The sequence below is a fragment of the Micromonospora sp. RV43 genome, assembly GCF_001029515.1.
Classification (GTDB): Bacteria; Actinomycetota; Actinomycetes; order Mycobacteriales; family Micromonosporaceae; genus Micromonospora; species Micromonospora aurantiaca.
Map to the genome: position 1 here is coordinate 41,417 of NZ_LEKG01000009.1, position 12,509 is coordinate 53,925.

A 12,509-nucleotide genomic window follows, 5' to 3' on the forward strand; every position below is an offset into this window, starting at 1 on the left:
CCGTGGACCACACCCCTTGGCAGCAGATCAACATCAGCTACCCCGGCCAGACCGCCCGGGAGCGCGAGAAACAGGCCGTCGACCACCTGCGCCGAGTGCTTCCCGCCGCCGAGACCGCCGGCCTTATCACCTCCTGGTGGTTCATCCGCAAAGGCGCTTGGCGCATCCGCTACCTCCCCACAAACGGCCCAGACAGCGGCGACCAGGCCCGCCGGCTACTCACCGAAGGAGTTACCTGGGCCGGTGACATCTACGAACCCGAAACCCACGCGTTCGGCGGACACGACGCCATGACCACGGCCCACACGCTGTTCCACCACGACAGCCGCCACCTCCTCACCTACCTCCACCAGCACCCCACCACCCGGCGCGAACACTCCCTGATCTTGTGCACCGCCCTGATGCGCGCAGCAGGGCTGGACCTCAACGAGCAAGGCGACGTCTGGGCTGAAGTCGTCGAGCACCGCGCAGCACACCTCGACCAGTCACCCACAACCGATGCCCCAAGGTGGGGGAGATTCACCAAAGACGTTCGAAGCCTGCTGCTCGGCGCACCTCGCACCCCCGGCGACTGGCACACCGCATTCGCACACGCCGGCGCAGCTCTACACCGCCAACGGGAAAGGGGCACCCTCACCCGTGGCCTCCGCGCAGTAATCGCGCTGCACGTGATCTTCCACTGGAACAGGCTCGGACTACCCGCCACCACCCAGGCCACCCTCGCCCGAGCGGCCCAGGGAGCCATCTTCGTTTGACAGACCCGCGACCCCGGCTGCCCGGCTCCGTCTGGGTGCGCTGCAACGAACTCGCCCACGTCACGGGGCGGTCCCTGCTGCCCGGGTGCCGGGTCGACATGGTCGTCCTGCCCGGGTTCGACGCCGGGACGGAGGGCCCGGTCCTGAGCCGATTGACCCCGACCGAGGCGTACCGGGCGCTGAGCGAGCACGTCGAGCCAACGCCACCAAGTGCGACCCCTACCTGGCTGCCTGGTTCCCGGCCAGGGTCGCCGACCGCCGTACCCTGCTGTTGCGGCGACTTCCGGAACAGACCCCCTGCTACCGCCTGACCCAGGACCTGCGGCGTCTCGCCGACGCGACGGCGCTGCTGCTCGCCACCGGTGCCGCCGTCGCCGGCCCGATCTCATGACCGGGCAGCGTCCCGTGGCGGACGCCGGACTCTCGACCCAGGTCGCGGTGCGGCGAATCCCTCGGGGTCACCGCACGCCGTGACCAGGGCCGGCTACGGCATGCGGAACGGACATCCAGCGGGGCGCATGCTTCGCCCACGGTACGGTAACATCAATTACCGTGAACTTGGTGAGCGCGGCACCATCGAAGAACAATTCGCTCGTCTCCTGGAATGCATCGGCTGACACCGACTTGGCTCTTGTCTGCATTCCGTGGGCTGGTGCCGGAGCTGCTCCCTTTCGTTCCTGGAGTGCGGTGCTCGCCGACGTGGCCACGGTTTACGGCGTACGACTCGCGGGGCGTGAGAACCGTCGGAAGGACCCGCCGGCAGGCGCAATTTCCGACGTTGTCGCCGACGTGATCGCCGAGCTGGACGAGCTGGGGATGCCGCGGGTGGCCCTGTTCGGCCACTGCTCCGGCGCTGTGCTGGCCTTCGAGCTGGCGAAGGCCCTGACCGCTGCCGACCAGGGCATTGAGGTCACCCACCTCCTGGTCGCGTCGCAGTTGCCGCCGCCCGACTTCACCACCGCTGACGTCGAAGCGGATCAGGATCTCCTCCGGTACGTGCCGGAGGAGTTCCGGGGCGAGCCGGACTTCGTCGAGCTGCTTCTGCCGATCATCGCGGCGGACATCGCCCTGATGTCGCGCTACGTCTACGAGCCCGGCTCCCGGCTGACGGTGCCGATCACCGTGCTCTACGGTGCCCACGACAAACACGTGAGCAGGGCGCAAATCGAATCCTGGCGCCGGGAGACGAGTGGCCCGACGACCTTTTCCGAGATCGCCGGGGGTGATCATCTGCTCGGCGGTGATGCCTGGCCGAAGCTTGCGCAGGCAGTGCGTTTCGCATTGACCTGAGACGATCGGCCGGGCCCTGCGTCGACGCCGATCGGGACCACGCCGAGTATGATGACCGAGGTATGACGCAGGTGCGGTCGTACCCGAGGCTGGAGTCCAGCACGCGGCAGCGACTTTTGCCTGCGGATTCGGATCTCACCGAACACCTCTGCCGGGTACCGGTGGACGATGGTTGGGTCGCATGAGGTGTCCGCTGAGGAAGAGGTACGCATGGTCATGGATCGGGACTGGCTCCAGCCTCTGCGGGAGCGGGACCTGCTTCCCCCGGGGGCGCTGGCCGCCTTCGTGGTCGGGTCCACCGCGCGGGGCTGGGACAACGCCCGCAGCGACTATGACATCTACGTCATCAGCTCGAGAGAGCGGGTACGGATCTCCGGCGACGTGGTACCTGTCTCGCTCGAGCTGTCCCGGATGCGCAGGGAGGAGTTCTACGCCCACAACCGCCGCTGGCAGGTCACCTACTGGCTGGACTCCCAGGTTGACGAGATCTTCGAGAAGGTGTCCTGGGAGGCGTTCGAGGCTGGCCAGGTCACCAACGAGACCTTGGACCACCGGGAGGAGCTCCTGCTCTCGCGCCTCGGCAACTGTCTGCCCTTGTTCGGGCAGGATTGGCTGACCCGCAGCCTCGACCGTCTGAACTCTTCGGCGTTCCGGTCGTTCGTCGTCGTTCGTTCGCTGGGCGCGCTGGAGAACGCCCTCGAGGACGCGCTGGGGCAGCTCGAGGCCGGCGACCTGGAGAGCGCGACGATCTCGGCGCGGCTCGCGTTCGGGCACGCCATCGACGCTCTCCTGGAGAGCCACGGTGAGTACAGCAGTCAGCTGGTGAAATGGCGGCCGAACCGCTTCCGGGCCGCCGCCCCGAGCGCCATCGACTTCGTCAAGTACTGGCGGATAGAAACCATGCAGGACTACGATCCGGCGGCGCCGGACGTGTGGATCAAGGATGTCCTGGCGCTCTGTCAGGACATCGCCATGCGGGTGGAGACGGTATGAACAGTGCCCGGCCCCAGCGAGCGTCGGCGTCGTGATTAATCTGCAGGTCGACGACGAGAGCCTGAAATCGATCCGGCTCTCCTTCAGCCCGCTCTGGGAGACCATCGGCAGTCTGGTCATCCTGACGCGGTACCGAGGCATCGCGCCGTCTCCGTACACGACCTGGGCTCGTAAGGTCCGCGAGCGCATGCCGGCGGTGCTCGCCCAGCAGCTCGTCGAGTCGGTTCGTGGCCTGGATGTGAACCAGTTCGCCGCGCATGCCGTACCGATCCCCGACCCGGCCCGGAACACCATCGAGTCCGAGTTGTGGCATTTCCAGGAGCAGCAGGGCGACGCCAGGATGGCGCGCCAGTTCGCCAAACAGCTTCAGCAGTACTGGAATCTGGCGATCGCCCCGTACTGGACGGCGATCCGGTCCTCCCTCGAGGAGGAGATCCTGTTCCGCGGTCGTACCCTCGCCGTCGAGGGGAGCGAGTCGATGCTCACCGAACTCGGCGGGCGGGTCACCTGGGCACCTCCTCGTCTGACCGCCCCGTACCACCGCGACCTGGACGTCGCGCTGAACGGCTCGAGACTTGTCCTGGTGCCGACCGTGTTCGCGGCTGCCAGGAGGATCTTCGTGCAGGACGGGAGTTCGGTGGCGATGTCCTACCAGGCCCGTGGGACAGGACACTTCCACGTCCTGACGGCCTACCCGCGCGAGCCGTCGATCCAGGAGGATCGGCTGGCCCTGCTGGTCGGCAAGGGCCGCGCCCAGGTGCTCCGTGAGCTACAGGTGCCGAAAACCACGACAGCGGTGGCTCAGTCCCTGGGGATGGCCAAGAGCACCGTGTCGCAACACCTGGCGGTACTGGCCGCCACCGGGGTGGTGTGGAAGCAGCGATTGGGAGGGCAGGTCTTCTATCAACTGGATGCGTCGGGGGTGGCGCTGCTGAGACAACTTCTTCCCTGAGCTGGTCATTCCGGCGTACGCTCACGGCCCGCCGTCGAAAGGTCACCGGGTGGCGACCTCTGCTCAGTCCGTCGCACCGGTACGGCGCCGACTGAACCTGACCGGCAGGCTGCTGAATCCGGTCAGGAAGTTGGAGTGGATTCGCCTCGGTGCTCCGGCCACCTCGAGATCCGCGACCTTCTCACGGAGTACGCGCAGCAACTCGGTCACCTCCATCCGCGCCAGGGTGGCACCGAGGCAGAAGTGCGGCCCGTAGCCGAAGGCGAGATGCCGGTTCGGCGTCCGGTTGAGCATCAACTCGTTGGGCGACGGGAAGACCGTTTCGTCACGGTTGGCGGAGCTGTGCCAGAGCGTGACTATGTCGCCCTTGGCGATCCGGACTCCCGAGATCTGGGAGTCGGCCTGGCAGGTGCGCCCGAAGTGCATGGTGGGTGACGCCCAGCGGAGCACCTCCTCACCGGCCGTCGCCAGATCGACCGCACCGGTCCTGAGCAGGTGCCATTGTTGTGGGTGTCCGGCGAGGGCGTGCACCGCATCGATCATGGTGAGCCGGCTAGTCTCGTCGCCACCCACGATGAGGCTGTAGCAGTTGAGGACGACCTCGTCGTCGGACAGCTTCTCCCCGTCGACCAGGGCCTCGGCCAACTCGCTGATGACCCCGTGGTCCGGCGATTTCCGGCGTAGGTCCAGCAGCTCGCCGAAGTACAGAAGGATCTCGTGGCGGGCCTCGATCGCCTCCTCCGGCTTGCTGTCCCGCTCGTCGGAGCTGAGCGCCGAGCGCGTCTGGGACAGCAGGAAGGCCTCGTCCTCGGCCGGCACGCCGAGCAGTTCCGCGATCGTGCCCATCGGGATCCGGCTGGCGATGTCCTCGGCGAAATCGCAGGTGCCCTGTTCGACTGCCTCCTGCACCAACCGCTCGGTCCGATTCCGCAGGCTGGCCGAGATCCGGTCCAGGGTCCGCGGGGAGAGTGCCCGGAGAATGATGTTGCGCAGTTGCCGATGCCGGGAGCCGTCCGTGACCGGCAGCATCACGCCCGCCGCGGAATCTCCGCCGGCCAGCAGGGTGGTCAGGACGTTGCCGCCCTCGGAGGTGTAGGTGCCGCTGCTCCGGTAGACGTCAACGACGTCCGAGTACCTGGACACCACCCAGAATCCCGGTCGGCCGCCGACCGGCTTGTGCCAGACGACCGGATTCGTCTGCCGCAGCTCGCGCCAGAATTCACCGAGATCCTGGTCGTCGAAGGTCCTCGGATCGGATAAATCGGGCATCATCATTTCGGTCTCTCCCCTTTGTCATGCGTGCGGTGTCCAGCCCTGCGCGGTGGACCCGGCCACGAAGGTGGCCGGCGCTGCCCGGGGGTGGAATGTTTCGCTCCCGCAGCGGCTGGAGCCGGTCCCGATCCGTGGCGACGCGGACCTCCTCCTTGGCGGGCACCTGATGTTGACACAACCATCGTTGAGTGGTGCTCGGCAAAGGTGTTCGGTCAGATCCGAATCCGTGGGCAGAAATCAATGCCGCGTGATGGACTCCAGCCCGGAGTGCGACCGAGCTCCTGACTGGAGGTGTCTGTCATGGACGAAATCGGCTCTGTTGCCGGTCATCCGCCGGCTCGCCGGCCCGACTGTTCCTGTCGACCGGCTGTCACGTCGGGGACGTCGTCGCTGCCCGGCTCTGCCGCTGGCGGGCGGGCGGCCCGATGAGGGGTGAAGCGCCTCGTGGCTGTCCGGTCGCGGTGATCGGTATGGCCGGCCGCTTCCCTGGGGCGGACGACGTCAACCAGTACTGGCGGAACCTTCTCGACGGCGTCGTGTCGGTGAGCCGGACCGGCGAGGGTTCCGGCGGTCGGGGCGACGGCCGGTTCGTCGGCGCGGTGGGCAAGGTCGACAACGTCGACCAGTTCGACGCGGACTACTTCCGGTTGACGCCGGCGGAGGCCATCATCATGGATCCGCAGCAGCGGGTCCTGCTGGAGGTGGCGGCCGAGGCCCTCGACGACGCCGGCTACGCGGGCGAGCGCGACATCGTGGTGGGGGTGTTCGTCGGGTGCGGCGAGAACCTGTACTACCGCGATTTCGTGGCTCCGGACGAGGCCGGCGGTGGGCGCCTCGGCGACGTCCGCGTCACGCTGGCGAACGAGAAGGACTTCCTCGCGCCCCGACTCGCGTTCAAGTTGGGCCTCACCGGGCCGGCGATCACCGTGCAGACCGGTTGTGCCACGTCGCTCAGCGCGGTGGCGCTCGCGTGCTCGTCGCTGGCCGCGGGGGACTGCGACATCGCGCTGGCCGGCGGCGTCAGTCTCCTGCCACCGGACGCCGAGGGCTACACCTACCGTGAGGGCGGCATCCTGTCGGCGGACGGCTCCTGCCGTCCCTTCGACGTCGCGGCGTCGGGGGCGGTACCCGGGTCGGGCGCCGGCATCGTGGTGCTGCGACGTGATGATGACGCCCGAGCCGAGGGCGACAACCGCCGCGCGGTGATCCACGGCTGGGCCGTCAACAACGACGGCGGCTCGCGTGCCGGATTCGCCGCCCCGAACGTCGACGGCCAGCAGGCCGTGATCCGCACCGCCCTCGCTCGCGCCGGTCTCCGGCCCGACCAGGTCGGATACGTCGAATCCCACGGCACCGGCACCGCCATCGGGGATGCCGTCGAGTTCGAGGCGCTGCGGCGGGTCTTCGCCGGTGACGGCCGCCCGCCCGGCTCGATGACGTTGGGCGCGGCGAAGGCGAACATCGGCCACGCCGACGCGGCCTCGGGCCTGGCCGGGCTCTTCAAGGCCACCTTGGCGGTGGAGAGCGGAGTGCTGCCCGGCACGGCACGGTTCGACACCCCGAATCCCGACCTCGACATGGCGTCGACACCCTTCGTCATGAGCGCCCAGACCGCTCCCTGGTCCGGGGAGGACCCGCGCGTCGCCGGGGTGAGTTCCTTCGGACTCGGTGGGTCCAACGCCCACGTCGTCCTCGGTCAGGCGCTCGGTGAGCCCTCTCCGGCGAGCACGAGGCCGCGCTCCCTACTGGTGCTCTCGGCCCGTACCGGTGACGAACTACAGCGGATGCGCGAGCGGCTGGCGGATCGGCTCGAGAGCATGGCGTCCACCGAGCCCGCCGAACTGGCGGACGTCGCCTTCACCCTCGCTGTCGGGCGTGGGCGGTTCGTCAAACGCTGGGCGGCGGTGGTCGGCAGCACCGTCGAGGCGATCGCGAAGCTGCGGGCCGCCGAGGAGACCGGGCGGTCCTCCGCCCGGCCGTCGCTGGCGGTCTCCGGTACCCCCGCCGACCTGGCCGAGCTGGGGAAGCGGCTGCTGGCCGCGGAACCGCTGGTGCGTTCGGGCCTCGTCGAGATCACCGGATCACCGGAACTGCACGACCTGCCGGCACCGCGGGCCGGCGCGCTGACGGCAGCCGTCGTCGGCCGGATCCTGCTGCGGCTCGGACTGACCTTCTCCCGGGTCGACGCGTCGGCCTGGGCCCGGCCGGTCGCGGACTGGCTGGCACGCGGGGCAGACCCGGCGACGCTGGCGGAGGCTCTGGACGCCTGCACCGGCGACGGCGAGGACGACGACCGACCCGCCCGGCATCACCCCGGTCAGGTGGTGATCGGCCCGTCGTTCGACCTGGCCGAGGTGCTGGCCGCGGCATGGCAGGCGGGCGCCGCGATCAAGTGGGCCACCTACTACGCCGATGAAGCGCGCCAACGGGTCTCGCTCCCGGCCTACCCGTTCACCCGCCGCCGCTTCTGGCTCAACCGTCCGGTCCGCTCCTCCGCTCCGGCCGAAGGCTCCGCGGGCGGATCAGCACCGCAGCACGACAGCATCGTCAACTACGTCGAGCAGGTCTGGCGCGAGGTACTCGGCGTCGAGCACATCCCGCTGGACATGAACTTCTCCGAACTCGGCGGCGACTCCATCTACGCGGTGGAGGTCGGCGCCCGTCTCAGCGAGGGCCTCGGGCTCAAACTGCCCGTCGACCTGCCGTTCGTCGCACCAACCGTCGTCGACTCAGCGACGTACATCGAAAACACCATGGCCAAGGGGAAGACTGGATCATGACTACCTTGAACGACGACACCATTCTCATCCGAGGGCTGGATGTGACGGCCCGCCGTGGCGAGGCCGCCGTGGAGTTCACCGAGAGCGCCAAGGATGGCATCCTGCTGGAGACCCTGATGGGCCGCTACGTGCTGGACAGCGACGCAGTGGTGCCCTGGCTGCTGGTCGACGGTCGGCGCACCGTCGGTCAGGTGCTCGACGGTGTCGCCGAGCAGTCCGGACGGCCCCTCGAGGAGGTCCGCCAACCGACGTACGAGCTGTTCCGGCAGCTGCAGGAGTTCGGCCTGCTCACAGAGGCCACGCCGGCCGACATCGCCGTCCTGACCCGCCCCTAGGTTCCGGATGACGCGCCAACTGCTCACCCGCGTCGGGCTCCAACTCAGCGGCTACTCCTTCGCCGGTGTCGCGGACGACAAGCTCTTCCAGCAGGTCGCCGGGGTGGCCCGGGAAGCCGAGGCCGCCAGCTTCGACAGCTTGTGGACCATGGACCACCTCCACCAGATCGCCACGGTGGGGAACCCGGAGGAACCGATCCTGGAGGCGTACACCACGCTGGCCGCCCTGGCGACGGTGACCTCAGTCGCCCGCCTCGGAGTCCTGGTCTCCGCCTGCGGATTCCGGAACCCGGCGGTGCTCGCCAAGATGGTCACCACCATCGACATCATCAGTGGCGGCCGGGCGGTCCTCGGGATCGGCGCCGGCTGGCACGAGGAGGAGTACCGGGCGTACGGGCTCGACTTCCCGAGACCGAAGGAGCGGCTGGCGCAGTTGGCCGAGGCGGTGCAGATCTGCCGCGCCATGTTCACCGAGTACGCGCCGCGTTTCACCGGGCGCTACTTCCGCATCGACGAGCCGCTCAACATGCCTCGTCCGATTCATCCTGACGGCCCGCCCATTCTGATCGGCGGTGGTGGCGAGAAGGTGCTGATCCCGACGGTCGCCAGGCTGGGCGACGCCTGCAACTTCTTCGGTGGGCCGGCCACCGTACGTCGCAAGATCAACATTCTCGAGCAGGCCTGCGCTGACGTGGGTCGGGACAGTAGCGAGATCACGAAGACCTGGCTGGGCCACGTGATCATCGCCGACTCCGAGTGGGAGCTGCACGAGTCGCTGGACCGGTTGGGAGCCCTGCTGGACGTCGCACCGGCCGCCGCTCGCGGTTTCGCGCTCTGCGGCACCCGGCACGAGGTGCGCGACCAGGTGAGGGAGTACCGCGAGTCCGGGGTGGACGGTTTCATCCTGGCGGTGCTCGACCCCACGGACCACGCGCACCTGCACACCGTCGGCACGACCCTGCGGGAGGCACTGGATGACTGAGCGTACGCAAGCCCCGGAGGTCGGGCTCGACCTCGACGGCGATCCGGTCGAGGTGCTGCAGGCGGTGTGGCGGGAGGCGCTGGAGGTCGAGGAGGTCGACCCGGACGCCGGATTCTTCGACCTCGGTGCGACCTCGGTCGTCATTCTCCGCGTGGTCCACGTGCTGCGTGAGCGCTGGCCCGGGCTCAGGGTCGTGGACGTCTTCTCCCACCCGACGGTCACGGAACTCGCGGCCTTTCTCGACGACGAGTAGGCCAGCGGCCGAGAGGTCAGGGACTCACTCCTGCCCCTTGACGGCAACGAGCAACCGGCCGCAGACAGCGCCGCCGCGCAACAACAGGATGCTGCCCAGCGGCTCGGTGCCCGGACAGCTCGAGATGCAGTTCCCCAATTCCCAAGCGATCACCCCCGGAGGAAGCCTGATGTTCACCCCCACGTTCGAGGTAATTGTTGCGCAGGCCAAGGACCGGCAGCCGCCGGACATGACCTTCGAAGCCCTGCTCAAGCGGTTCCCGGGTCTGGCGGAGGCGGATGCCGTCTGCTGGACCGGGTCGACCGCAGTCGGTTGGGGAAACGTCTTTAGCGATTTCGATATTTACGCGTTCTCAGACCGGGAGCTTGACCTTCCGATGGACGAAACCGCGGAATGTTGGCCCGGGTCGGACAAGAGCGGGGTCGGCTGGGGCAACTGGTTGGGTGAGTACCAGAAGGCCCGCGTAGACCTGACGACTTGGCCGACCGGTGCCTTCCCTACCGTGCTGCAGCCCTACCTCGAGGACGAGGTCGAATTTCTGCGCTCAAGCGACACCATGCAGGACTTCATTTACCGGATGTCCATCGGAGTTCCGTTGAAGAACGACGGCTACTTCCAGGAGCTGCGGGAGCTGCTGGACAAGTCCTCGTATCGTCGCGCCCGGGTACGGACCGTCAAAGTCCGCGCGGAGAACGCGCTCACCGATGTGGTCGGCCAGCTCGACGCCGGCGACCAGGACTCGGCCCTAATCTCGGCCCGGATCGCGGCGTTCCGGGTGGTGGACGCCTGCCTCGCGCTGCAGGGGGATTACTGCACACGCGAGAAGTGGATGATGCGTCGTCTGGCCCGCATGCCCGAATGCGGGATCAGCGTCGATGAGTTCCAGGCAATGGTGCTGGACGGGCCTCGCCAGGGCGAGGCCAATGGTGACTGCGCGCTGCGGATGGCGCGCTGGGCGCAGGGGCACATCGTCCGGCTCGACGGCGAGCTCTTCGCCGGCTCCTGAGCTGGTCCGGAGCAGATGATCGGGCCGCGAGTTGGCGAACAAGAATAGGGAGATCGCATTGAATCAGTTCGGAGCTGTCACGAAGGACGTCGCGCGGATGCGTGGTCATGACCCTGAGGTCACCGGCGTTGCCAGGGTCTTCGCGGTCGGGATGACCGGCACTGCCGTGATTCCGGGCGGGGCCGACCGATGAGCGGAGCGGGCTGGCTCTCCGGATTGGGCGCCGCGCTGCGCGGTCCGCAAGATCGCCGGCAGAGCCTCCTGGCGCGGGCGACGGTCGTGAACACCATCGGCAGGGGGATGTTCCTTTCTGCGGGGACGATCTTCCTCATCAAGTTCACCGGGCTGAGCCCGGCGGTGGTCGGGACCGGTCTGACGATCGGATCCCTGGCCGGCTTCGGGGCCGGGCTCCTGATCGGTGACTTCGCCGACCGTCGCGGTTCACGCGAGGTCGTCATCGGCTCCATGCTGCTGGAGGCGGTGGCGAGCGCAAGTCTCCTCCTCGTGTGGGATCTGTGGTCGTTGATCGCCGTGGCCGCTGTCGCCGCCGTCGGGAGCGCGGGATCGGGCAGCGCTCGCGGCGCGATGATCGGGGTGGTGGCGGAGGAGGGCAAGGGCGCACGGTTGCGCTCGTACCTGCGTGCCATGACCAATGTCGGGATCGCGGTCGGCACCCTCACGGCCGCCATTGCTCTCGCCATCGACACCCGCCCGGCCTATGTCTTCCTCATCGTCACGGACTCGGTCACTTTCGTGCTCGCCGCGCTCATCCTGTCGCGGATGGCTCACCTTCCGCCGACGCGGGTGGCCAAGACCTCGGACTCCGTCGAGAAGGAGCGCAAGTGGGTTGCGCTCCGCGACCGCCACTATCTGGGGCTGACGTTCGCCGCTGCGATCGCGAGCCTGCAGGGCTGGGTGCTGGTCCAGGCGCTGCCGGTGTGGATCGTGCTGAAGACGGACGCGCCGCGGTCGATGGCGGCGTTGGTTCTGTTCGTCGGGTCGGTCACCGTCGCGCTGATCCAGCTTCCGGCGACGCGCTCCATCGATGGGCCGCGGTCCGCTGCGCGTCTGATCACGCTGTCCGGACCCCTCTTCATCCTGGCGTGGATCATGATGGCGGTCTCGGCGGACCGCGCCGCCTGGGTCGCCGTCGTGCTGCTGCTGATTGCCGTGCTGGTGCACTCGCTGGCCGAGGTGTGGCAGGTGGGTGGGACCTTCGAGTTGTCCTTCGCGCTGGCCCAGCCGGAGGCACAGGGGCAGTACCAGGGTCTGATGGGCCTGGGGCAGGGGTTCGCCGCCGCGATCGCGCCGGCCATCGTCATCCCGGTCTGCGTCAACGGAGGACTGGTCGGGTGGGTCGCGTTGGCCGTGGTGGTCGCCGTGGCCGGCTTCCTCTGCGCGCTGATCGAGAAGCACTGGTCCCGATCCCGGCCGGCGGTCAGCACTCCGGCGAGTGTGAGCTGAACTTCCGATGCGCAGCGGGGGACGCGCTGACGAGACAGACGACGAACGTGGACGACAGATCTGCTCCGCTCGTCCGAAGACACCGGATGGGATCGCGGCGCCACCAGGCCCGCCCCGGCTTTCGCACTAGCGAGGGAAAGGAAACCGATGATGTCGAATTTGGTGAGTGACGAGACCGTGCTGAAACTTACCGCGATCTGGGAGGCCGAGCTGGGTGTCGCTGTCACTCCCCAGGACGACTTCTTCGACCTCGGGGGCGACTCGTTGTTGGCGCTGGCGGTGGCTCGGAAGGCACGGGCGGCGGGAATATCCATGCGGGCGGGGGCGGTTCTGCGTCATTCCACGGTGGCGGCACTCGCGGACGCGGTGCACCGGGGCGTCGCGTGACCCAGGCGTTGACCGGCACATCGGCACGGACCGTGCACGA

General features: G+C 68.3%; 12 protein-coding genes. 11 read left to right on the top strand and 1 reads right to left on the bottom strand.

The genetic code is table 11. The features are described from left to right. Nucleotides 1-2: 2 nt before the first annotated feature. From ABD52_RS04140 to ABD52_RS04155, 4 genes are all read left to right on the top strand, one after another. On the top strand, nt 3-755 hold the full coding sequence (locus tag ABD52_RS04140; RefSeq protein ID WP_047890817.1) for a thiopeptide-type bacteriocin biosynthesis protein: 753 nt from the start codon (nt 3-5) through the stop codon (nt 753-755). Between the two features lie 561 nt (nt 756-1,316). Beyond that, complete coding sequence (locus ABD52_RS04145) at nt 1,317-2,045, top strand: thioesterase II family protein (protein WP_161801601.1); 729 nt, start codon at nt 1,317-1,319, stop codon at nt 2,043-2,045. A 216-nt stretch (nt 2,046-2,261) separates the two neighbouring features. Continuing rightward, nucleotides 2,262-3,038 carry a hypothetical protein gene (locus ABD52_RS04150; RefSeq protein ID WP_152748176.1) on the top strand — a complete coding sequence of 259 codons (777 nt, stop codon included), beginning with the start codon at nt 2,262-2,264 and terminating at the stop codon, nt 3,036-3,038. A 31-nt stretch (nt 3,039-3,069) separates the two neighbouring features. Beyond that, on the top strand, nt 3,070-3,990 hold the full coding sequence (locus ABD52_RS04155; RefSeq protein ID WP_047890820.1) for a helix-turn-helix transcriptional regulator: 921 nt from the start codon (nt 3,070-3,072) through the stop codon (nt 3,988-3,990). Between the two features lie 63 nt (nt 3,991-4,053). On the opposite strand, the gene ABD52_RS04160 is transcribed toward ABD52_RS04155, so the two are convergent. Then, entirely contained in the window at nt 4,054-5,265 is a 1,212-nt protein-coding gene (locus ABD52_RS04160; protein ID WP_047890821.1) for a cytochrome P450, read from the bottom strand. Nucleotides 5,266-5,687: 422 nt separating this feature from the next. Here ABD52_RS04160 and ABD52_RS37360 point away from each other — a divergent pair, with 422 nt between their 5' ends. From ABD52_RS37360 to ABD52_RS04195, 7 genes are all read left to right on the top strand, one after another. Beyond that, a complete protein-coding gene (locus ABD52_RS37360) occupies nt 5,688-8,042 on the top strand; it encodes a type I polyketide synthase (protein WP_082171197.1) in 2,355 nt (784 codons plus the stop codon). Continuing rightward, nucleotides 8,039-8,377 carry a PqqD family peptide modification chaperone gene (locus ABD52_RS04170; protein ID WP_152748178.1) on the top strand — a complete coding sequence of 113 codons (339 nt, stop codon included), beginning with the start codon at nt 8,039-8,041 and terminating at the stop codon, nt 8,375-8,377. The genes ABD52_RS37360 and ABD52_RS04170 overlap by 4 nt, the downstream gene beginning before the upstream one ends. Nucleotides 8,378-8,384: 7 nt before the next feature. Further along, nucleotides 8,385-9,359 carry a TIGR03560 family F420-dependent LLM class oxidoreductase gene (locus ABD52_RS04175; protein WP_053065284.1) on the top strand — a complete coding sequence of 325 codons (975 nt, stop codon included), beginning with the start codon at nt 8,385-8,387 and terminating at the stop codon, nt 9,357-9,359. Beyond that, nucleotides 9,352-9,612, top strand: a complete 261-nt coding sequence (locus ABD52_RS04180; protein ID WP_047890823.1) for a phosphopantetheine-binding protein — start codon at nt 9,352-9,354, stop codon at nt 9,610-9,612. Before ABD52_RS04175 ends, ABD52_RS04180 begins: the two co-directional genes overlap by 8 nt. Nucleotides 9,613-9,649: 37 nt before the next feature. After that, nucleotides 9,650-10,618, top strand: a complete 969-nt coding sequence (locus ABD52_RS04185) for a hypothetical protein (protein WP_152748179.1) — start codon at nt 9,650-9,652, stop codon at nt 10,616-10,618. 189 nt (nt 10,619-10,807) lie between these two features. After that, on the top strand, nt 10,808-12,082 hold the full coding sequence (locus ABD52_RS04190) for an MFS transporter (RefSeq protein ID WP_047890825.1): 1,275 nt from the start codon (nt 10,808-10,810) through the stop codon (nt 12,080-12,082). Between the two features lie 162 nt (nt 12,083-12,244). Then, entirely contained in the window at nt 12,245-12,469 is a 225-nt protein-coding gene (locus ABD52_RS04195) for a phosphopantetheine-binding protein (protein ID WP_161801602.1), read from the top strand. Nucleotides 12,470-12,509: the final 40 nt, after the last annotated feature.